At 66.3% G+C, this 20,672-nt stretch carries 16 protein-coding genes and 1 pseudogene; 8 read left to right on the forward strand and 9 right to left on the reverse strand.

Translation table 11 applies throughout. From position 1 onward, the window contains the following. Positions 1–241: pseudogene (locus tag AC13GI_RS21235) on the forward strand (IS110 family transposase); the annotation flags it as partial. Positions 242–357: 116 nt separating this feature from the next. Here AC13GI_RS21235 and AC13GI_RS21240 read toward each other — a convergent pair. From AC13GI_RS21240 to AC13GI_RS21250, 3 genes are read right to left on the reverse strand one after another with little or no spacing between them, the layout of a single operon-like run. After that, positions 358–3,447, reverse strand: coding sequence for an efflux RND transporter permease subunit (locus tag AC13GI_RS21240; RefSeq protein WP_380657837.1), 3,090 nt, complete (start codon positions 3,445–3,447; stop codon positions 358–360). Continuing rightward, complete coding sequence (locus tag AC13GI_RS21245) at positions 3,444–6,965, reverse strand: efflux RND transporter permease subunit (RefSeq protein ID WP_205406400.1); 3,522 nt, start codon at positions 6,963–6,965, stop codon at positions 3,444–3,446. The genes AC13GI_RS21240 and AC13GI_RS21245 overlap by 4 nt, the downstream gene beginning before the upstream one ends. Next, entirely contained in the window at positions 6,962–8,113 is a 1,152-nt protein-coding gene (locus AC13GI_RS21250; RefSeq protein ID WP_099821252.1) for an efflux RND transporter periplasmic adaptor subunit, read from the reverse strand. The genes AC13GI_RS21245 and AC13GI_RS21250 overlap by 4 nt, the downstream gene beginning before the upstream one ends. Before the next feature lie 206 nt (positions 8,114–8,319). On the opposite strand from AC13GI_RS21250, the gene AC13GI_RS21255 reads away from it, so the two are divergent. Both AC13GI_RS21255 and AC13GI_RS21260 read left to right on the forward strand, forming a co-directional pair. Continuing rightward, positions 8,320–8,715 (forward strand): c-type cytochrome, encoded by a 396-nt coding sequence (locus tag AC13GI_RS21255; RefSeq protein ID WP_482997279.1) that lies wholly within the window; start codon positions 8,320–8,322, stop codon positions 8,713–8,715. Between the two features lie 9 nt (positions 8,716–8,724). After that, positions 8,725–9,186, forward strand: coding sequence for a c-type cytochrome (locus AC13GI_RS21260; protein ID WP_099821251.1), 462 nt, complete (start codon positions 8,725–8,727; stop codon positions 9,184–9,186). A gap of 126 nt (positions 9,187–9,312) precedes the next feature. Here AC13GI_RS21260 and AC13GI_RS21265 read toward each other — a convergent pair whose 3' ends face one another. Both AC13GI_RS21265 and AC13GI_RS21270 read right to left on the reverse strand, forming a co-directional pair. Further along, a complete protein-coding gene (locus tag AC13GI_RS21265; RefSeq protein ID WP_482997280.1) occupies positions 9,313–11,193 on the reverse strand; it encodes an ATP-binding cassette domain-containing protein in 1,881 nt (626 codons plus the stop codon). A 329-nt stretch (positions 11,194–11,522) separates the two neighbouring features. Continuing rightward, on the reverse strand, positions 11,523–12,398 hold the full coding sequence (locus AC13GI_RS21270; protein WP_099821249.1) for a LysR family transcriptional regulator: 876 nt from the start codon (positions 12,396–12,398) through the stop codon (positions 11,523–11,525). Between the two features lie 101 nt (positions 12,399–12,499). Here AC13GI_RS21270 and AC13GI_RS21275 point away from each other — a divergent pair, with 101 nt between their 5' ends. From AC13GI_RS21275 to dbpA, 4 genes are all read left to right on the forward strand, one after another. After that, a complete protein-coding gene (locus AC13GI_RS21275) occupies positions 12,500–13,579 on the forward strand; it encodes a YeiH family protein (RefSeq protein ID WP_099821248.1) in 1,080 nt (359 codons plus the stop codon). 74 nt (positions 13,580–13,653) lie between these two features. Further along, a complete protein-coding gene (locus AC13GI_RS21280) occupies positions 13,654–14,196 on the forward strand; it encodes a CbrC family protein (protein WP_165787287.1) in 543 nt (180 codons plus the stop codon). Positions 14,197–14,240: 44 nt separating this feature from the next. Next, on the forward strand, positions 14,241–14,513 hold the full coding sequence (locus AC13GI_RS21285; protein ID WP_099821246.1) for a hypothetical protein: 273 nt from the start codon (positions 14,241–14,243) through the stop codon (positions 14,511–14,513). Positions 14,514–14,647: 134 nt separating this feature from the next. Next, on the forward strand, positions 14,648–16,024 hold the full coding sequence (gene dbpA, locus AC13GI_RS21290; protein WP_089240500.1) for an ATP-dependent RNA helicase DbpA: 1,377 nt from the start codon (positions 14,648–14,650) through the stop codon (positions 16,022–16,024). A 78-nt stretch (positions 16,025–16,102) separates the two neighbouring features. Here dbpA and AC13GI_RS21295 read toward each other — a convergent pair whose 3' ends face one another. The 4 genes from AC13GI_RS21295 to AC13GI_RS21310 all read right to left on the reverse strand — a co-directional run bounded on the left by AC13GI_RS21295 (position 16,103) and on the right by AC13GI_RS21310 (position 19,877). Then, a complete protein-coding gene (locus AC13GI_RS21295) occupies positions 16,103–16,639 on the reverse strand; it encodes an adenine phosphoribosyltransferase (protein WP_482997281.1) in 537 nt (178 codons plus the stop codon). Between the two features lie 589 nt (positions 16,640–17,228). Then, positions 17,229–18,794, reverse strand: coding sequence for a protein adenylyltransferase SelO (locus AC13GI_RS21300; RefSeq protein WP_482997282.1), 1,566 nt, complete (start codon positions 18,792–18,794; stop codon positions 17,229–17,231). 31 nt (positions 18,795–18,825) lie between these two features. Next, complete coding sequence (locus AC13GI_RS21305; protein ID WP_380653118.1) at positions 18,826–19,515, reverse strand: glutathione S-transferase; 690 nt, start codon at positions 19,513–19,515, stop codon at positions 18,826–18,828. A 152-nt stretch (positions 19,516–19,667) separates the two neighbouring features. Then, positions 19,668–19,877, reverse strand: a complete 210-nt coding sequence (locus AC13GI_RS21310) for a cold-shock protein (protein WP_025875108.1) — start codon at positions 19,875–19,877, stop codon at positions 19,668–19,670. Between the two features lie 304 nt (positions 19,878–20,181). Between AC13GI_RS21310 and AC13GI_RS21315 the strand changes: the two genes are divergently transcribed. Next, positions 20,182–20,670, forward strand: coding sequence for a YaiI/YqxD family protein (locus AC13GI_RS21315; RefSeq protein WP_236513056.1), 489 nt, complete (start codon positions 20,182–20,184; stop codon positions 20,668–20,670). Positions 20,671–20,672: the final 2 nt, after the last annotated feature.

The raw sequence follows: 20,672 nt of genomic DNA on the forward strand, positions 1-20,672 counted from the left end.
GTCCAAGCGTGGCAACGCCAGCCTGCGCCAGATCCTCTACATGGCTGCCATGGGCCTGACCCGATCGAAAGGCGGCAAACCCCTTTACACGGCCATCCGCGAACGCGGCCACAGCAGTACCGCCAGCTTCAACATCCTGGCCAGAAAGCTGGCCAAGATCGCCTGGGGCGTCTTCAAGAGCGGTCGGGACTTTGATCCAGCCATGCTGAAAGTGGGTCAAGCCTGCTTCCAGCAGGCTTGACCACAAACATAGGATCTCGGCTCTACAGAGGCAAACAGGCGCGGCGAGCAAAAAAAAGGGGGAGACCGCCCCACTACGACCGGTCTCCCCCCACCACAAACACGTTGTGTTGTGCATTACAGCCGGGCAGCGCCCGGCTCTACCCTCTCCAGGCCACGGGCGCGCTGGATCAGGCGCACCACCGCATTGCGCAGGTCATCGAGCACCGCGTAGATCGTCGGCAGGAACAGCAGGCTGACCACGGTCGAGAACGCCAGGCCACCGGCAATGGCACGCGCCATCGGCGAATACTCCGGCCCGTTGCCGAACATCTGCGTATCGGTCAGCGAGATCGGCACCATCGCCAGGATCGCCGTACCCATGGTCATCATGATCGGCCGCAGACGCTCGCGTGAGCCCTCCACCAGTGCCTGGGTACGGCCCATCCCGCCCCGGCGCAGATTGTTGATGTGCTCGATCATCACGATGCCGTTGTTCACCACCACGCCCATCAGCACCAGGATGCCGATGAAGGACATGATCCCGAACGAGGTGCCGGTGATCCAGAACAGCCAGAACACGCCGAAGATCGAGAACAGCACGCCGCTCATGATCGCCGCCGGGAACAGCAGCGATTCGAACACCGCGGCCATCACCACGTAGATCATCACCAGCGCGATCAGCAGGTTGAACACCATCTGCTGCATCGCCTCGTTGTCATCACCGTAGTCGCCACCGTCGAAGGTGAAGCCGTAGCCGGCCGGGAAGTTCATCGGCTTGAGCACCGCTTCCATGGCCTTGCGGCCGTCCGGCGCGGTGACCTTCTCGGCGAGGTTGGCCTTGATGGTCAGCGTGGTCTGGCGGTTGGTGCGACCGATCTGGGTCGCCGATGAACCCACATCGACGCTGACCAGGCTCAGCAGCGGCACGCTGCGGCCATCACCAGTGCGTACGCTGAAGCCCGCCAAGTCTTCGGGACTGCTCTGTTCGGCACCGGCAAAGCGCACCCACACCGGCACTTCGTTGTCACCACGACGGAACTCGCGCATCGGCGCGCCACGCAGCGCCAGGCCGACGAAACTGGCGACCTGCTCGGCATTGAATCCGAACGCCGCCGCACGCTCGCGGTCGACATGCACTTTCAGCTCGCCGCCCTTCTCGCCATTGTCGATGCGCACATCGCGCAGCTCGGCGCGCTGTGCCAGCAGCGGCAGCACTTCCTGGCCGATCTCCTGCAGCATCGCGCTGGAGTCGCCGACCAGCTGCACCTGCACGCCCTGGTTGCCGCCACCGCCGCCACCATCACCGCCCTGGTTGCCGACGAAGTAGTCGGTACGGGCAGACTTCGGCAGGCCCTTGCGCAGTTCCTCCTGCAGCGCCTTGATGTCCTTGGCGTACTTCTCGTCCAGGGTGACCACGGTCGAACTGCCTTCCTGTTCGCTGTACCAGGAATAGACCTGCTGCACGTGCAGGCGCTCGCGGTTCTCCTCGACCCAGGCTTCGACGCGGGCCACTTCCTCGGACATCTGCCGGTAGGTGTAGGCGCCCTTCCACATGTAGCCGATGAAGATGTCCTTGCCACCATCACCACCGAACATGTCGATCTTGGTCAGTTTCATCGGCACCAGGCTGACCAGCACCACCAGCAGGATGCCCAGCAGGCTCCAGCCACGATGGCGCAGCGACCAGTCCAGCAGTTGCGCGTATCTGCGCTGCAGGCGCGCGATCACGCCGGTCTGCGAATGCACCAGCTTCGGCGTGGCCATGCGTGCGGACAGCATCGGGATCAGGCTGACCGCCACCAGCCACGAGGCCAGCAGCGAGACCGAGATGGTGATCGCGATCTGCGCCATGAAGATGCTGATGTTGTTGGTTTCACCGAACAGGTTGGGCACGAACACGATGCAGTGGCACAAGGTGCCGGCACTGAGCGCGATGGCCACGTTGCGGGTGCCGATGATCGAGGCCAGGCGTGGCTGGTCCGGCAGCCGCTCACGTTCCTGGTAGATGCTCTCGACCACCACCACGGCATTGTCGACCAGCATGCCCACGGCCAGCAGCAGGCCCATCATGGTCAGGATGTTGAGGGTGACGCCGGCGAAGTACATGAAGCCGAGGGTGATGGTGAAGCAGATCGGAATGGCCAGGGTCACCATCAGCGTGGAGGGCCAGTGGCGCAGGAAGAAGAACAGCACCGTCACCGACAGGATCAGGCCGACGCCGCCGGCCTCGGCCAGTTCCAGCAGGGACGAGGTCACTGCCTTGCCCTGGTTGTCGATCACCTTGATCTGCACATCGCGCATCGAGTCCTGCGCGCGGATCGCTTCAACCTCGGCAAGCGCGCCGCGTGAGACGTCCACCAGGTTGGCGCTGCGTTCCTTGTAGATGTCCAGGCCGACGGCAGGATTGCCATCGAGGCGGCGGCCGTAGCTCATGCGCGCCGGCTTCAGCCGCACATCGGCAATATCACCCAGACGCAGGCCCTTGGCATTGATGACCAGGTCACGCATTTCCTGCAGGTCGGTGATCTCGCCTACCGGCTGTACGCGCACGCGCTGGCCGTTGTCGTCGATCTGCCCGGCCGAGATCGAGAAGTTCAGCGTGCGCAGGCGATCACTCAGCTCGTTGATGCTCAGGCCGTGGGCGTTCAGGCGGTTCGGATCGATCGCGATCTCCACCTCGTTCGGCGGCGCGCCGGTGATCTCGACCCGGGCCACGCCCGGGATCCGCTCGATACGCCGCTTGAACTCGCGGTCGAGCATGTCATACGCAGTGGTCAGGTCGGTGGTACTGGCCAGGCGCACCTTCAGCACCGGCTGGTCGCTGCTGGACCACTTGAACACGTTGTAGCGCTGCAGGTCGTCGGGCAGATCGCTGCGGATCGCATCGATACGCTCGCGTGCATCGGAAGCGGCGATGGCGATGTCACGGTCCCAGTCGCTGAACTCGATGAAGATCGACGCCGCTTCTGAAGTTGCCGATGAGCGCATGCGCTTGATCCCGGTCATCGTCGCCAGCGACTCTTCCACCGGACGGATGATGGTCCGCTCGACTTCTTCCGGGGTGGAGCCGGTATACGGAATCTGCACGAACAGGAACGGCGCGGAGATGTCCGGCAGCGCTTCCAGTGGCAGCCGGAACGAGGCGATCAGTCCGACCACCACCAGCGACACGAAACACATGATGGTGGTGACCGGCCGACGGATGGAGAACTCGGCAATGCTCATGCCGGTTCCTCCGCGCCCGCTGCACTGCCCTCGGCGCCGCGCAGGCCCTCACCGGCATGCTTGCGGCCGCGTTCGCGGTAGTAGGCATCGCCGCGGCGGTCCATCAGGTCGTACACCACCGGGATCACCAGCAGGGTCAACAGGGTCGACACCAGCAGGCCACCGATCACGGTGATCGCCATCGGTGCGCGCACCTCGGCGCCCTCGCCCATCGCCACCGCCAGCGGCAGGAAGCCGAACAGCGTGCACAGGGTGGTCATGATGATCGGCCGCAGGCGCGAGCGTGCACCTTCCACCAGTGCCTCGTGCTTTGCCACGCCGGCCTCGCGCAGCTGGTTGACCTTGTCGATCAGGATGATCGCGTTCTTGGTGACCAGACCGACCAGCAGGATCAGGCCGATGAACACCACCACCGAAATGGGTTTCCCGGTCAGCATCAACGCCAGGATCGCGCCGACCAGCGCCAGCGGGATGGTGAACAGGATCACGAACGGATGCAGCAGCGATTCGAACTGCGAGGCCATCACCAGGTAGACCAGGAAGATCGCCAGGCCGAAGGCGAAGATCAGCGACTTCGCTGCCTGTGCCAGTTCCTCGCCCTGGCCGCCGATGTGCAGGCCCACGCCGGCGCCCAACGGCTGTTCGGACACCATCTGCTGCACTTCGCGCATGGCCGCGCCAAGGTCGATGTCGCGCAGGTTGGCCGAGACCACGGCAACCCGGGTCTGGTCGGCGCGATGGATCTCGCTCGGGCCGGTGGTGGCGACCACATCAGCCACTGCGTCAAGGGTGACCGGACGGGTGCTGCCCGGATTGACGATCAAGCGGCGGATGCTCTCCACGCTGGCACGGTCGGTTTCCTGTGCGCGCACCAGCACGTCGATCTTGCGGTCACGGAAGCTGTACCGGGTAGCCACATCGCCGCGCACCTTCTTCACCACCACATCGGCGATCTGCCGGGTGGTCAGGCCCAGTGCACCGGCACGTTCCTGGTCGAAGCGGATCTGGATTTCCGGGAAGCCCTCTTCCACGGTGGATTTGACGTCGGCATAGTGCGCGTTGCCGCGCAGCAGCGCCGCCAGGCGCTGGCCCGCCACTTCCAGTGTGGCCATGTCCTGTCCGCGCAGTTCGATCTCCAGCGGCGTGGAGAAGCTGAACAACGCCGGCCGCGCGAAGTCCACCTGCGCACCCGGGTGCTGGCCCATGGTGTCACGCAGGCGCTCGGTGATCTCCGCTTCGGTCTGCGGGTTACCGCCGCCTTCCATCACGATGGTCAGCTTGCCGATGTTCTCTCCACTCTCGGTGGGGCTGGCATCCAGGCGGGTGCCGCTGCCGCTGACGCCATACAGCGATGCCACGCCTTCGCCCTTGCCATGCGCCAGCTGCAGCTCACGCACCAGCGCATCGGTCTGCTTCAGCGGCGTGCCCGCCGGCAGTTTGACCGTCATTTCGAAACGGTCCTGCGCCAACTGCGGGATCAGGTCGGCGCCGAGCATCGGCACCAGTGCCATCGTGCCGACGAACGCCAGTGCGGCCAGGCCCAGCACTTTGCCGGGGTGGGCCAGCGCGCCGGGCAGCAACCGCAGGTAGCCGCGCTCGGCACCGGCGTACGGCTTCATCGCGATGTCGCTGGCCTTCCGCATCACCGGGCCGACCACCGCAGCCACGCCGCGGCAGAGGCGCACCACCAGCCACGCCAGCGCGTAGAAGCTCCAGCGCATCGTTGCCATCACACCACGACGGCCGAGCGCGACCGGCTTCTGCCAGCGGCTCTGCGGCTGCCACGGCTCGGCCGCAGCTTCCTCCGGGAATGCCAGCGGCGGCCGGCCCTTCAGCGAGCTCAGCATCGGAATCAGGGTCATCGACACCAGCAGCGAGATCGCGATGGCGATGGCCACGGTCAGCGCCTGGTCGCGGAACAGCTGGCCGGCGATGCCGTCGACGAACACCAACGGCAGGAACACCGCGATGGTGGTCAGGGTCGAAGCGACCACGGCCATGCTCACTTCGCGGGTACCGGCGATGGCCGCCTGCAGGATGCCGAGGCCGCGTTCGCGCGCCTTTGCGATGCTCTCCAGCACCACGATCGAGTCATCCACCACCAGGCCCGTGGCCAGTGCCAGGCCGCCCAGCGACATCACGTTCAAGCTCAGCCCGAGCTGGCCCATGAAGAAGAACGTGGCGATGATCGAGACCGGCAACGACAGGCTGATCACGAACGTGCTCCAGCCGTCGCGCAGGAACAGGAAGATGATCAGGATCGCCAGCAGGCCACCGATCACCGCGTCCTTCTTGACGTCGGCGATGGCATGCTCGATGAAGCGCGACTGGTCTTCGATGGTGGTCAGTTCGGCATCGGCCGGGAACGTTGCCTTGATCTGCTCAAGCCGCTTGCGCAGCGCCTCGGCGGTGGCAACGGTATTGGCATCGCCTTCCTTGTAGATCGCCAGTTCGACCGATTCCTTGCCGCCCAGGCGGATGACCGCTTCGCGCTCCTTGTAGCCCTGGCGCACGGTGGCCACGTCCTTCAGGCGCACCGGCACACCGTTGGCGACCACGCTGGACGCACCGCCCGACGAAGCGCTCTGCGCGGCCGATGCAGCAGCAACCGCCGCAGCCGAGCCGGTCGAGGCAGCGATGTTGAACATCTGCTGCAGCGCCGAATCGGCCGCGCTGCCGTTGGCGGACTGGGTGGTGACCAGCAGGTTGCGGATCTCTTCCAGGTCAGCGAACTGGTTGACGGTACGCACCAGGAAGCGCTGCGAGCCCTCCTCCAGGCGCCCGCCGGAAATGTTGATGTTCTCTTCCTTCAGGCGCTTGATGACGGTGTCGATCGGCAGGTTGAGCTGGGCCAGTTTCTGCTGGTCGATGTCAACCTGGATCTCGTCTTCCAGGCCACCGCCGACCTTGACCGCCGCCACGCCGGTGACCGGCTCCAGCTTCTTCTTCAGGTCTTCGTCGGCATAGCGGCGCAGACCGGTCAGTTCACGGATCGCTTCTTCGTCGGTCGCGGGCGCGGCCTTGGTCGACAGCACCAGGCGCATGATCGGCTCGGTGGAGGGATTGAAGCGCAGCAGCACCGGCGCCTTGGCTTCCAGTGGCAGGTTCAGCGCTTCCATCTTGTCGCGCACTTCCAGGCTGGCCTGGTCCATGTTGGTGCCCCAGGCGAACTCGAGCACCACATCACTCTGGCCGGTGCGCGACACCGACTTCAGCTTGCGCAGGTTCTTGACCACGCCCACGGCTTCTTCAACCGGCTGGGTGATCAGGGTTTCGATTTCAGTCGGCGCCGCACCGGTGTACTCGGTGCGCACGGTCAGCGTCGGATAGCTCAGGTCGGGCAGCAGGTTGACCTTGAGGTTGCCCAGCGCGATCAGGCCGAACAGCAGCAGGGTGACCGTGCACATGGCGATGGTGACGCGACGGCGGGTGGCGAACTCCACCAGGCCGCCACGCATGCCTGCGGCGGCGCCGTCGCTCCCTGGCGAGGCACCGGGGTCGTGGCCGGGCGCGGTCATTGCGTGCTCCCGGCCTTCTCTGCCGGCTTGGCCGAGGTGGCTACCGTCTTTGCCTTGGCCTTCGGATCGGCGATCACCTGCACCGCCGTGCCATCGCGCAGGGCGACCTTGCCGGCGGTGACGATCTGGTCGCCAGCGGCCAGGCCCTCACGGATTTCCACCCACGGCCCTTCGGCATAGCCAAGCTTGACCGGCACCCGCGCGACCTTGCCCTCGCGCACCCGGAACACCGCCGGTTCACCATCGTCCAGCAGTGCCAGGCGCGGCACCACCAGCGCATCGGCACGCTGGTCGTAGTCGATGCGGATGCGGCCGAACATGCCCGGCTGCAGCGACTGCGCGGCGCCATCGAAGGCACTGACCACACGGAAGGTGCCACTGCCCGAATCCACCACCGGCGCGATTCGGTCGACGACACCGGTGAAGGTCTGGCCCGGCAGCGCATCGGCCGACAACGTGACCGGCTGGCCTGCGCGCAACGTCGCCAGCTCACGCTCGGGCACGTTGAGGGTGGCTTCCAGCCGCGAGTTGTCGACGATGCGGAAGATCGGCGTGTTGATCTGCACGAAGTTGCCGGTCTTGATCGACCGCGAGGCGATCACGCCGGAAATCGGTGCGACCACGGTGGTGTACGACAGTTCCAGCGTGGCCAGGCGGTACTGGGCGCGCACGTTTTCCAGGTCGTAGCGCAACTGGTCGACGCTGGCCGCACTGACCAGCTGCTGGGCGACCAGCTTCTGCGCACGCTGATAGTCGTTTTCCAATTTGCGCATCTGCGCTTCGCTCTGCGCTACGGCCAGGCGCGCGCGGTCCGGATCCAGGCGAACCAGCGGCTGCCCGGCGCTGACCCGCTGCCCTTCCTCGACCAGCACCGCCAACGCGACGCCCGAGGTCTTGGCAACCACCTGCGATTCGGCGCGCGGCTCCAGTGCGGCGGTTCCGGTGTAGCTGGCGGCCACCGCGCGATGGCTGGCCACGGCCACTTCCACCGGCACCGCCTCGACCTTCTTCTCGTCCTTGGTCTCGGCCGCCTTGGCCTCGTTGTTGGGCCCAGCGGCGCAGCCGCTCAGCAGCAGGGAGGTGGAGAGCAGCAGCGCGGCAGCGCAGAGTCCGCTGCGGGGGCCGGGCAGGAAGGTTTGGTGCGACATCGTCAGATCCCTGGAGGATGCGTGGGCAGGTGTGGTAGCAAAGTAATGCACCACTTCACGGCAACACCATATCCCAAAGGTCATGGTGTCTTCACGCCGCCGGTCGGGCCGACCCCCATTTCAGCTAGATGAAACCTGAGGCTATACTCGGGTCGTTCCGTACCCCACGCCGGAACGACCAGACCCGAATCCCCGGAAAAGACACCATGCGCCCGCAGCCGCTCGCCGCTTGTCTCGCTCTGGCCGTCCTCCTGCCCCTCGGGGCCGCCGCACAGCCCGCTCCTGCTTCTGCTCCTGCAGCACCCGCCCCGGCATCGGCTACGGCCCCTGTGCCGGCGGCCGCCACGCCCACCGGCAGTTTCGACAATGGCCGTGTGCTGGCCTATACCTGCCAGGGGTGCCACGGCATCACCGGTTACAAGAACGCCTACCCCAGTTACCGGGTACCGAAGATCGGTGGCCAGACCCAGCAGTACCTGACCCAGGCCCTGACCGAGTACCGCCAGGGCAAGCGCCGGCATCCGACGATGCAGGCGCAGTCGATGAGTTTCAGCGAACAGGAGATCGCCGATCTCGCTGTTTACCTGTCCACCGTGAAGTAAGGCCCGCCCATGTCGAAAGCCGCGCATCCCCTGCGTCACGCCATCGCCCTGTCCGTCGCCCTGCTGCTGGCGGCCTGCTCGCAGTCACAGGTGGAGAACAGCGAGAAATCCGCCGGCGATCCCGGTCATGCCAGCGGCGAGCACGGATCGTCTTCATCCGCGGGCCTGCCTGCCGGGCGTGAAGCCGCCGGTGAGGCCCGCGCCAAGGTCAAGAGCAAGGCCACCAGCCAGAGCTGCATCGATTGCCACGGTGCCGACGGCAATGCGCCGATCGATCCGACCTATCCGAAGCTGGGTGGGCAATATGGCGACTACCTAGCGCATGCGCTGCAGGCCTACCGTGCCGGTGACCGCCAGCATGCGCTGATGACACCGCAGGCGAAGGACCTGAGCGATCAGGACATCGCCGATCTGGCGGCGTACTTCGGCAGCCGCACGAGCCAGTTGCGGGATCTGCACGGGGTTAAATAGGTCAAGGGCACGTTAGCGCCCTCGCACCTGTAGAGCCGAGCCTGCGCTCGGCTGCTCTCCGGCCGGATCGCGATGAGCCGAGCGTTGGCTCGGCTCTACAACAATCAGCCCACGGCGGCTCGACGATCAGCCTTCCAGCTCTTCCCAGCGCGCATACGCGGCATCCAGCTCGGCCTGCACCTTGGCCAGCTGCTGGGTGTGCGCGGTCACTTCGGCACTGCTGCGCGTGTAGAACGACGGATCGTTCATCGCCGCGGTCAGGCCTTCGACATCGCCTTCGAGCTTTTCGATCGTCTTCGGCAGCTGCTCCAGCTCGCGCGCTTCCTTGTAGGGGAGCTTGCGCTTGGGCGCAGCCGGTTCCGCAGCCGCCACCGGCGCAGTGGCAGCGGGCTTGGCCGCGGCAACCACCGCAGGCGCTGCGGCCACGCTGGCCGCGTAACGCTGCCAGTCGCTGTAGCCACCCACGTACTCACCGATCACGCCATCGCCTTCCATCACCAGCGTGGAGGTCACCACGTTGTCGATGAAGTCACGATCATGGCTGACCAGCAGCAAGGTGCCGTTGTATTCGCCCAGCAGCTCTTCCAGCAGCTCCAGGGTTTCCACGTCCAGATCGTTGGTCGGTTCGTCCATCACCAGCAGGTTGGACGGCTGCGCGAACAGCTTGGCCAGCAGCAGGCGGTTGCGCTCGCCACCGGACAGGCGGGTGATCGGCGCGCGCGCACGCTCGGGGGTGAACATGAAGTCCTGCAGGTAGGCATGCACGTGCTTGCGCTTGCCATTGAACTCGAGGAAATCGCGGCCTTCGGCCACGTTCTCGATCGCGCTCCAGTCTTCGCGCAGCACTGCACGGTACTGGTCGAAGTACGCAACCTGCAGGTTGGTGCCGGCGTTGACTTCACCCTTCTGCGGCTGCAGCTCGCCCAGCAGCAGCTTCAGCAGCGTGGTCTTGCCACTGCCGTTGGGACCGATCAGGCCGATGCGGTCGCCGCGCAGGATGGTGGTGGAGAAATCGCGGACCATCGTGCGATCGCCGAAGGCGAACGAGATGTCCTTGATGTCGATGACCTTCTTGCCCGAGCTCACGCCCTGGGCCGCTTCCATCTTGACGTTGCCACTGAGGTCGCGGCGCGCGGAACGCTCGTTGCGCATCGCCTTCAGGCGGCGCACGCGGCCTTCGTCACGGGTGCGGCGGGCCTTGATGCCCTGGCGGATCCACACTTCTTCCTGCGCCAGCAGCTTGTCGAACCGTGCGTTTTCCTGCGCCTGCGCATTGAGGCGTTCTTCGCGGCGGCGCTCGTAGTTGGCCCAGTCGCCCGGCCAGCTGGTGACCTGGCCGCGATCGATCTCGACGATGCGGGTGGCCAGCGCGCGCAGGAAGCGGCGGTCATGGGTGACGAACACCACGCTGCCGTTCCAGTTCTTGAGGAACATTTCGAGCCAGTCGATGGCTTCGATGTCCAGGTGGTTGGTCGGTTCGTCCAGCAACAGCAGGTCGGGGCTGGAGACCAGCGCACGGCCGAGCAGCACGCGGCGCTTCATGCCGCCGGACAGGCGCGCGAACTCCGCGTCGCCATCGAGATCGAGCTTGGTCAGCGTTTCGCTGACGCGCTGGTCCAGGCCCCAGCCGTTGGCGGCATCGATCTTGGCCTGGACGTTGCCCAGCGCTTCGCCATCGAATACTTCGGCGTGGCTGAGGTGATGGAATTCGGCGAGCCATTGGCCCAGTTCGCCCAGGCCATCGGCGACGACGTCGAACACGCTGCCGGCGGCGCCGTGCGGCACTTCCTGCTCCAGGCGGGTCACGCGCACGCCCTGCTGCACGCGCACTTCGCCGTCATCGGGCTTGTGGTCGCCGGACAGCAGCTTGAGCAGGGTCGATTTGCCGGCGCCGTTGCGGCCGATCAGGGCAATACGCTCGCCCGGTTCGATCGACAGTTCGGCTTTTTCCAGCAACAGCGGGCCGCCGACGCTGAAGTCGACGTTTTGCAGAGTAATCAGAGGCATCCGACCATTGTAGCGGGTTGCGGGGCATGGCCGGGCGGCGCCCGGCCCCCGCGGGGCAACGGCCGCAGCAACAGCAACAGCCTGAAGCGGGCTTGCCGTGGGATGGCGGGGTGATGCGGGGCTGCAGGACACGCCGTAAACCCTTCCATGGGGGCTCGATGCCGCCATCCATGGCGCCAACGGTCCTGCAGCCCCACATCACCCCGCCTTGGACAGTTTCCCGCTGCTGTCGGTAGGTGTCGACCTTGGTCGACACAGTAGATCCACGCCATGCGTGGATGATCGCCGCAGGATCTTCCAATGGATGCAATCGACTGGATACCAGCGGACTACTCCACGTCCCCCAGCAGCGCCTGCAAACCCGGCAACCATCGCTTGCCGGGGTGGCGTACCAGCCACAGCGTGCGCTGCAGGGTGGGCAGCGGGGTCTCCAGAATGCGCAGGCGGCCCAGGGCCAGGGGCTCTTCCAGGGCGTGGCGGGACAGGCAGGCCAGGCCGAGGCCGGCGATGGCGGCCTGCTTGATCGCTTCGGTATTGCCCAGTTGCAGCGTCTGCGCGAAGCCGCGCAGATGTGGCAGCAATGCCTGTTCGACGGCTTCGCGGGTGCCGGATCCGGGCTCGCGCAGCAGCCAGCGTGCGGCGCGCAGTTCATCCAGCGACCAGCGTTGGGGCACATCCGCGGCTGCCACGATCACCAACGGGTCCTGCTGCCAGGCAGTCACCTGCAGCCCGCGCTCGTGGCACGGGCCTTCGATCAGACCGGCGTCGACGTCCAATCGTTGAACGGCCGCAACCACGCCAGCGCTGTTGTCGATGCGCAGATCGACCTCGGCCTGCGGTGCCTGCCGCAGCAGGTCGGCAATACGCGGCGGCAGCAGGTAGTTGCCGATGGTGGTGCTGGCCGCCAGTACCAGCCGCAGCGGTGCGCCTTGGGCCGGGTCACCGCCCGCCGCCAGTTGCCGCTCCAGATCGGAGGCATTGACCAGCAGCGCGCGCGCCGGTTCCAACAACGCCCGGCCGTGGCCGTTCAACGCCAGGCGACGGCCGATGCGGTCGAACAGCGGCGTGCCGAAATGTGCCTCCAGTTCCTGCAGCGCGGCACTGCTGGCCGATTGCGAGAGGGCGATTGCCTGGCCGGCGGCCGTGGTGCTGCCATGATCGGCAATGGCGACGAAGACCTGCAGCTGGCGGAGGGTCAGGCGCATATTCAACCTGCGAGATAGGTAATTTTCACCAATATTATTCGTTTTACAGGTCAACGGGGTGAGCGCACGCTGGCATGGCCTCTTCAGAGCCTTCAACCTCCATGAACGCCCCCGCTCTCTCATCCTGGTCCCTGCCCGCCCTGCGCCAGCGCTGGCAACCTCGGCTGCCCGGCCTGCTGCTGGTCGGCCTGGTCGCGGCCGCCTCGCTGTATCTGGCCGAGCTGCCGTGGCTGCAGGCGCACGGCCTGAGCGCGCTGACCGTGGCGATCATCGCTGGCATCGTGGTCGGCAATACGTTCTACCCGCGGCTGGCCCCTGCCAGCGCGGCGGGCGTCGGCTTCTCCAAGCATTGGCTGCTGCGCGCCGGCATCGTGCTGTACGGCCTGCGGCTGACCTTCCAGGACATCGGCCACGTCGGCGTGGCCGGCGTGCTGATGGACGTGCTGGTGGTGGCGAGCACCTTCGGCCTGGCCTGCTGGTTGGGCGTGCGGGTGTTCAAGATGGAGCGCGAAGCGGCCATGCTGATCGGTGCCGGCAGTGCGATCTGCGGTGCGGCCGCCGTCATGGCCGCCGAACCGGTGGTACGCGGGCGTGCCGCGCAGGTGACGGTGGCGGTATCGACGGTGGTGGTGTTCGGCACGGTAGCGATGTTCCTGTATCCCGCGCTCTACGCGCTGATGCAGTCACATGGCTGGCTGGCGATGGACGCGCAGCAGTACGGCCTGTTCACCGGCGCGACCGTGCACGAGGTCGCGCAGGTGGTCGCCGCCGGACGCGCGGTGAGCGAGCCGGCCGCCGATACCGCGGTCATCACCAAGATGGTGCGGGTGATGCTGCTGGCCCCGTTCCTGATCGCGCTGTCGCTGTGGCTGGCGCGTGGCGGCAAGGCAACGCTGGACGGCGGCAAGGCCAAGATCGTGGTGCCGTGGTTCGCGTTCGGTTTCGTGGCAGTCGCTGGCCTCAATTCGCTGCACCTGCTGCCGGCGGGTGTGCAGGCAGGACTGGTGCAGCTGGATACCGTGCTGCTGGCGATGGCGATGGCCGCACTGGGCCTGACCACCCACGTCTCGGCCCTGCGCCAAGCCGGTCTGAAGCCGCTGCTGCTGGCGCTGATCCTGTTCGGCTGGCTGCTGTTCGGCGGTCTGGCGATCCATCAGGGCGTGCTGGCGGTGCTGGGCTGAGCGACCCTCCCGGCTTGCCAGGACCATCCGCGGGTCGTACAAGAACGTCCCCTGCGCTGCACTGGATGGACACCATGAGCATCAATGACTTTCCAAACTTCCGCTACCACCCGGACCCGGTTGCGACGGGCAACGTGGGGCCGTCCACTACTGCATGCAGGGTCTGCCAGCAGGCGCGTGGATACGTGTACCTGCACAATGCCATCCACGCAGGGCGCGAAGACTATTCGGAGCAGATCTGCCCTTGGTGCATTGCCGATGGCCGTGCAGCGTCGGCGCTGGATATCGCATTTGCGTGGAGCCTGGACATCGACGAAAGCGTGCCCGAAACCGCTTTGGAAGAGCTGTCCCGGCGCACGCCAGGCTATGTCAGTTTTCAAGGGGAAAAATGGCTGGCACATTGCAATGATGTCTGCCGCTTCCTGGGCGACGCCACCATGGAACAGGTGAGCCAGGCCTCGGCAGCGACCATCGCGGCATGGTGCGCGGCCAATGACGCCGACGAAGCGCTTTGGTCGGAGCTGGCCAGCGACTACGCACCCGGTGCAGATATCGGCTTCTACACGTTCGAGTGCCTGCACTGCGGCCTGATCCAGTTCCATGTTGACGCGGCCTGAGTCTTCTTCTGCTCGTGTCCAATGTGGATCGTTAGACTTGAGGCATGCCCGCATCTCCCACCCTGCTGCCGATCCCGTTGCGCCTGCTGGATGATCGCTATGGGCAGGGCAATGTCGACGACGCCGAAGACACGCTGATCGGGATCGTGCAGGCGGTGATGGGCGAGCAGGCCAGCTGTGCGTTCCATTTCGACACGCAGCACGCCAACCCGTGGTTCCACCAGCTGCTGCTGGAACCCAGCGCCGCTGGAAAGCCGGCCACCCAGGAGCAGTTGCAGGCGATGGCTGCGCAGCTGGAGGCCCTCGGGCTGGGCTGAGGGGACGGCCAGAGCATCCACGCATGGCGTGGATCTACTGAATTCCAAAGGCGCCGCCTCCCCCGGTGGATCCACGCCATGCATGGATGAAGGCTCCGAGGCGGGACCGGGCGCGCGCGCAGGTACAATGCGCCATGACTGACTTTTCGACCCTGCCGCTGAGCCCGGCCCTGCAGCCCGGCCTGGATGCCCTCGGCTACACCACCCTCACGCCGATCCAGGCGCAGAGCCTGCCCGCCATCCTCGATGGCCGCGATGTCATTGCCCAAGCCCCGACCGGCAGCGGCAAGACCGCCGCCTTCGGCCTGGGCCTGCTGCAGTCCATCGACCCCAGCCTGATCCGCGTGCAGGGGCTGGTGCTGTGCCCCACCCGCGAGCTGGCCGACCAGGTGGCCAAGCAGATCCGCAAGCTGGCCACCGGCATCCCCAATCTGAAGCTGCTGCTGCTGACCGGCGGCACGCCGCTGGGCCCGCAGCTGGCCTCGCTGGAAAGCCACGATCCGCACGTGGTGGTCGGCACGCCCGGCCGCGTGCAGGAACTGGCGCGCAAGCGCGCACTGAATCTGGGCGCCGTGCGCACGCTGGTGCTGGACGAAGCGGACCGCATGCTCGACATGGGCTTCGAAGAACCGATCCGTGAGATCGCCGGCCGCACCCACCGCGATCGCCAGAGCCTGCTGTTCTCGGCCACCTTCCCCGACACCATCCGCGCCATGGCCCGCGACCTGCTGCGCGATGCGGTGGAAGTGACAGTGGAAGGCGCCGACCAGGCGCCGGCCATCCGCCATCTGTTCTGCGAGGTCGAACCGGCACACCGGCAGAAGGCGCTGGCTGGCCTGCTGCTGAAGTACACGCCCGAATCGGCCGTGGTGTTCTGCAACACCCGCAAGGACGTGGACGAAGTGGCCAACTCGCTGCAGCAGTTCGGCTTCTCCGCGCTCGCCCTGCATGGCGACATGGAGCAGCGCGACCGCGAGGAAGTGCTGCTGCGCCTGGCCAACCGCAGCTGCAACGTGCTGGTTGCCAGCGACGTTGCCGCGCGCGGGCTGGATGTGGAAGAGCTGGCCGCAGTGATCAACTACGAGCTGCCGACCGACGTCGAGAGCTACCAGCACCGTGTCGGCCGTACCGGTCGTGCCGGCGCCAGTGGTCTGGCGATCAGCTTGGTGGCGGGCCGTGAAAAGAACCGCGCCGACGCCATCGAAGCGCAGCGCGGCGAGCCGCTGGACTGGCAGAAGACGCCGCTGGCGACGTCGCGCCCGGCCGAGCTGCCGCAGGCGGCGATGCGCACCCTGCGTATCGATGGCGGCAAGACCGACAAGCTGCGCGCGGGCGACATCCTCGGCGCACTCACCGGCGACGCCGGCCTGTCGGCCAAGTTCATCGGCAAGATCGCGATCTTCCCGACCCGTTCCTACGTGGCGATCGCCCGCGAGCAGGTCAACAAGGCGGTGGCGAAGCTGGAAGCCGGCAAGATCAAGGGCCGACGGTTCCGCGTGCGGATGATGTAACGGGCAGGACATCCGCCGGGCATGGCCCGGCGCTACCTGCTTACCGTGGGTAGCGCCGGGCCCTGCCCGGCGACCGAATCAGAACACCAGTTCGGTGTGCAGCGGCAGATCCGCTTCCCAGCGGCCACGGCCACCCAGGCCGTCCAGCTCGACCAGCACGCCGGCGCCGACCACGTCCACGCCCAGGCGGCGCACCAGCGACAGCGCCGCAACCAGCGTGCCGCCGGTAGCCAGCACGTCGTCGATGATCGCCACGCGCGCACCGGCCGGCAGTGCATCGGCATGTACTTCAATGCAGTCGCTGCGGTACTCCAGCGTGTATTCCTCGCGCAGCACCTTGCCCGGCAGCTTGCCCGGCTTGCGCACCGGCACGAAGCCGACGCCCAGTTCCAGCGCCATGGCCGCGCCCAGAATGAAGCCACGCGATTCGATGCCGACCACCGCGTCCAGCTTCTGATCGCGCCAGCGATCAGCCATCGCCACGACCGCGCCACGGAAGTCCTCGCTGTGAGCGAGCAGCGGCATGATGTCCTTGAACAGGATGCCCGGCTTGGGGAAGTCGGCGATGTCGCGCAGGCGCGAGGCCCACTGCGGAGCGACGATGGCGTCGGTCATGGCGATTCGGTTGTCTGATGGCGGCATAGGGTACCTGTTCCGGGCGCCGGCTGCCTGTTGAGGGGTTCGGCCGGGCTGCGCCCGGCACCTGCAGAGGCAGCAGCAACAGCCGAGGCAACAGCAACGGCGTGCATTCCGTGGGATGGCGGGGCACTGCGGGTCTGCGGGGGCGCCGTGAATCCGTCCATGGAGGCTTGGTCGCCGCATCCATGCGGCTCACACCCCGCAAACCCACAGTGCCCCGCCTTCGACAGTTTGCCGGTGGCCAGTAGATCCACGCCATGCGTGGATGAATCTCTATCGAAATCGAATATTTCGAGAATTGAACGAAGAGCATCCACGCATGGCGTGGATCCACCGTGTCGACCAAGGTCGACACCTACCCACAGCAGCGGGAATCTGTCGGAGGTGGGGCGGTGTCGGAATGCGGGGTGTCAGCCGCATGGATGCGGCTGCCAAGCCTACAAGGACGTACTTGCGGCGCCCCCGCACTCCGACACCGCCCCGCCAAACCACGGAACCCAGCTTTTGCTCTGGCTGTTGACCTGGCCTCTGCAGGTGCAGGGCGCAGCCCTGCCAAAACCCACCCTCAGGAACTGCAGGACAGCATCGAGCAGCCGGCGCGGTTGTCGGCCCACGCCGGGCGCTTGCCGGCATAGTGCTCCAACCCCGGCCGTTCGGTGTATGGGTCACGCAACACGTCCTGCAGGGCATGCACACTGCCCAGGTCGCCCTGTTCGGCGCGGTCGATTGCTTCCTGTGCCAGCCAGTTGCGCAGCACATACAGCGGATTGGCTGCGCCCATCTTCGCGACGCGCTCGACTGCCGACAGCGGATCGGCACGCAGCCGTGCCGCATAGTCCTGCAGCCACTGCTGCAGGGGTTCCTGCACCGCGTGCTGGCGCTCGGCGTCGTAGAAGACCTCGGCCAGTACCCCCGCGTCGGGCGCGTTGGCATCGATGCGCATCAACGCACGCCATGCCAGGGTCATGTCCATGCCGCCGTCCTGCATCAGCTGCTGCCAGCGCTGGTAGAGCTGCAGATCGGCATCGTCGGCCGCCGCCAGACCCAGCTTGGCCGCCACATCGCGACGGGTGCAGGCGACAAAGGTCGCCTGGTAGGCGGCCAACCCTGCCTGCAGCGGCTGCACGTCGGCGAACAACGGCGACAGCGCCTGCGCGAGACGGCTGAGGTTCCAGTACGCCACCTGCGGCTGGGTGCCGAAACGATAGCGACGCCCCTGCGCATCGGTGGTGTTCGGCGTCCAGTCCGGATCGAAGTCTTCGACCCAGCCATAGGGGCCGTAGTCCAGGGTCACGCCGAGCACGGAAAGATTGTCGGTGTTCATCACCCCATGCACGAAGCCGACGCGCATCCAGTGGGCGATCATCTCAGCGGTGCGCACGGCGATCTGTGCGAACCAGTCGCCATACAGCACCTCGCCCTGCCCCTTCAGTTCCGGGAAATCGCGGGCGATGCAGGCGTCGACCATCTGCTTCAACAGTGCAGTCTCGCCACGTGAAGCAGGCAGTTCAAACGAACCAAAGCGCAGGAACGAGGGCGATACCCGGCAGACGATCGCGCCGGGCTCCGCACGCGGATGACCGTCATAGAACATGTCGCGCACCACGTCTTCGCCGGTGCCGACCAGCGACAGGGCGCGGGTAGTCGGCACGCCGAGGTGATGCATCGCCTCGCTGCACAGGAATTCACGGATCGACGAGCGCAGCACTGCACGGCCGTCGGCGCCACGCGAGTACGGCGTTGGCCCGGCCCCCTTCAACTGCAGTTCCCAGTGCCTGCCATCGGCGCCGATCAATTCGCCCAGCGAGATGGCGCGACCATCACCCAGCTGCCCGGCCCAATGGCCGAACTGATGGCCCCCATAGTTGGCCGCCCACGGCTGCATGCCCGCATACAGCGCGTTGCCACCGAACACCTCGGCAAAGCCCTCATCCTCGACCTGCGCAGGACCGAATCCGAGCATCGCGGCAACCTCCGGCGACCACGCCAGCAGCACCGGCGCTGCAACAGGCGTCGGCATCACTGGCGACCAGGCCGCCCCCAGCACTTCGCGCCGGCGCGGACCGGACTCGGGATCGCCCGGCAGCAGGTTCAGCAGGCGGTTGTCGAACTGGGGAGCTGTGGTATCCATGAACACAGCATGGGGGCGGCGACGACCGTCCTCAATCGCCGCGCAGGGCCTGCAATGCGCCACCGTGCGCCTCGGCACGCTGGTAGGCCGGACGCTCGCCGATGCGCTTGAGGAAGCCACGCAGCGCCGGCTTGTCGTCCAGACCGCCGCCGCGTGCGGCTGCTGCCTGGATCGGGAAGCTCATCTGGATGTCCGCGGCGGTGAAGCGCTCGCCGGCAAACCACGGGCTTTCGGCCAGGCGCCGTTCCATCCAGTCCAGATGCAGGCGTCGCTGCGGGCCGACGAAACCGCGCTCGGCCTTGTCGGCGATGCTGCGGGCGATCGGCCGCGCGAAGAACGGCATCGGCGCGCTGCGGATGCGGCTGATCACCAGCGTCAGCAGCATCGGCGGCATCGCCGAGCCTTCGGCATAGTGCAGCCAGTAGCGGTAATCGATGCGCTCTTTGCCGTCGGCCGGCACCGGCGACGGCGACAGCTGCCGCTGCACGTCGTAGCGGTCAACCAGGTAGTCGAGGATGGCACCGGATTCGGCGAGGATCAGCTCACCATCCTGCAGCACCGGCGCCTTGCCCAGCGGGTGCACCTGGCGCAGTTCCGGCGGCGCCAGCATCGTCTTCGGGTCGCGCGGGTAGCGGCGCAGCTCGTAGTCCAGCCCCAGCTCCTCCAGCATCCACAGCACGCGCAGCGAACGGGAGTTTTCCAGATGATGGACGATGCGCATGGGGACGATCCTTGGGGAGGCCTGCATCGTACCGTGCCGGGTGCATGCCCTTTGTAGAGCCGGGCCTGGCTCGACGCTGCAAGAAGCCCATAACGAAAAACGCCGGGAGCTTTCGCTCCCGGCGTTCTGGCTACCAAACGGTAGCAGACGGATTAGACCGCCTGCACCTGGTCAGCCTGCATACCCTTCTGGCCCTGGACGGCGACGAAGGTAACCTTCTGGCCTTCCTGCAGGGTCTTGAAGCCGGTGCCCTGGATCGCGCGGAAATGCACGAACAGGTCCGGGCCGCTTTCCGGGGTGATGAAGCCGAAGCCCTTGGCGTCGTTGAACCACTTGACAGTGCCGGTCTGACGATCAGACATATTTACTAACTCCTGAAACACATGTTGAAAAAAATCGCAGCCACCGGGTATCGGGGCCGAGACTGAGTTGCAGGCGTTGGTAAAGCGGATCGATGAGCGGATCGTGAGATCAACTGCACCAGGCCACGATTCACGGTGACCCTAGCAAACACAGTGGGCCAGACGATACGCGTGTTTTGAGTAAAAAGCGATAGCCTTGATATTCAGCGACAAATGGCCGGCCCCTAGGCAGGGCAAGGGGTTGCACCAGATCGAGGCTAAACCCGGGCCCCCATTCAGGTTTTTCCTACCCTACACTGGGTAAATGACTGAAGCTGAAACCCGAGCTGAACCCCTGCTCCCCCGCATCTGGGTGGACGCAGACGCCTGCCCTGTCGTCATTCGCGACATCCTGTTCCGCGCCGCTGAACGGGTGGGCGTCGAGCTGACCCTGGTCGCCAACCAGTGGATCCGCACCCCGCCGTCGCGCTGGCTGCGCTCGATCCAGGTGCCGCAGGGGCTGGACGTGGCTGACAGCGCCATTGTCGAGCGGGTGGCCGCCGGCGATCTGGTGGTCACCCAGGACATCCCCCTGGCCGCGCTGGTGCTGGAGAAGAAGGGCGTGGCGCTGAACCCGCGTGGCCAGCTGTACACCCCCAACAACATGGCCGAGCGGCTGTCGATGCGCAATTTCATGGAAGAACTGCGCGGCGCGGGCGTGCAGACCGGTGGACCGCCCCCTCTGGGTGCGCGTGACCGCCAGCTGTTCGCTGCCGAGCTGGACCGCTGGCTGGCGCGCCGCCCGAGCAGGTGAAT

This window comes from Stenotrophomonas sp. 82F1 (genome assembly GCF_056861525.1).

Bases quoted from the DNA above. Each gene is read 5' to 3' on its own strand.
- AC13GI_RS21240 (WP_380657837.1), bottom strand. From the start codon at position 3,447: ATGAGCATTGCCGAGTTCTCCATCCGTCGGCCGGTCACCACCATCATG.
- AC13GI_RS21245 (WP_205406400.1), bottom strand. From the start codon at position 6,965: ATGACCGCGCCCGGCCACGACCCCGGTGCCTCGCCAGGGAGCGACGGC.
- AC13GI_RS21250 (WP_099821252.1), bottom strand. From the start codon at position 8,113: ATGTCGCACCAAACCTTCCTGCCCGGCCCCCGCAGCGGACTCTGCGCT.
- AC13GI_RS21255 (WP_482997279.1), top strand. From the start codon at position 8,320: ATGCGCCCGCAGCCGCTCGCCGCTTGTCTCGCTCTGGCCGTCCTCCTG.
- AC13GI_RS21260 (WP_099821251.1), top strand. From the start codon at position 8,725: ATGTCGAAAGCCGCGCATCCCCTGCGTCACGCCATCGCCCTGTCCGTC.
- AC13GI_RS21265 (WP_482997280.1), bottom strand. From the start codon at position 11,193: ATGCCTCTGATTACTCTGCAAAACGTCGACTTCAGCGTCGGCGGCCCG.
- AC13GI_RS21270 (WP_099821249.1), bottom strand. From the start codon at position 12,398: ATGCGCCTGACCCTCCGCCAGCTGCAGGTCTTCGTCGCCATTGCCGAT.
- AC13GI_RS21275 (WP_099821248.1), top strand. From the start codon at position 12,500: ATGAACGCCCCCGCTCTCTCATCCTGGTCCCTGCCCGCCCTGCGCCAG.
- AC13GI_RS21280 (WP_165787287.1), top strand. From the start codon at position 13,654: ATGAGCATCAATGACTTTCCAAACTTCCGCTACCACCCGGACCCGGTT.
- AC13GI_RS21285 (WP_099821246.1), top strand. From the start codon at position 14,241: ATGCCCGCATCTCCCACCCTGCTGCCGATCCCGTTGCGCCTGCTGGAT.
- dbpA (WP_089240500.1), top strand. From the start codon at position 14,648: ATGACTGACTTTTCGACCCTGCCGCTGAGCCCGGCCCTGCAGCCCGGC.
- AC13GI_RS21295 (WP_482997281.1), bottom strand. From the start codon at position 16,639: ATGACCGACGCCATCGTCGCTCCGCAGTGGGCCTCGCGCCTGCGCGAC.
- AC13GI_RS21300 (WP_482997282.1), bottom strand. From the start codon at position 18,794: ATGGATACCACAGCTCCCCAGTTCGACAACCGCCTGCTGAACCTGCTG.
- AC13GI_RS21305 (WP_380653118.1), bottom strand. From the start codon at position 19,515: ATGCGCATCGTCCATCATCTGGAAAACTCCCGTTCGCTGCGCGTGCTG.
- AC13GI_RS21310 (WP_025875108.1), bottom strand. From the start codon at position 19,877: ATGTCTGATCGTCAGACCGGCACTGTCAAGTGGTTCAACGACGCCAAG.
- AC13GI_RS21315 (WP_236513056.1), top strand. From the start codon at position 20,182: ATGACTGAAGCTGAAACCCGAGCTGAACCCCTGCTCCCCCGCATCTGG.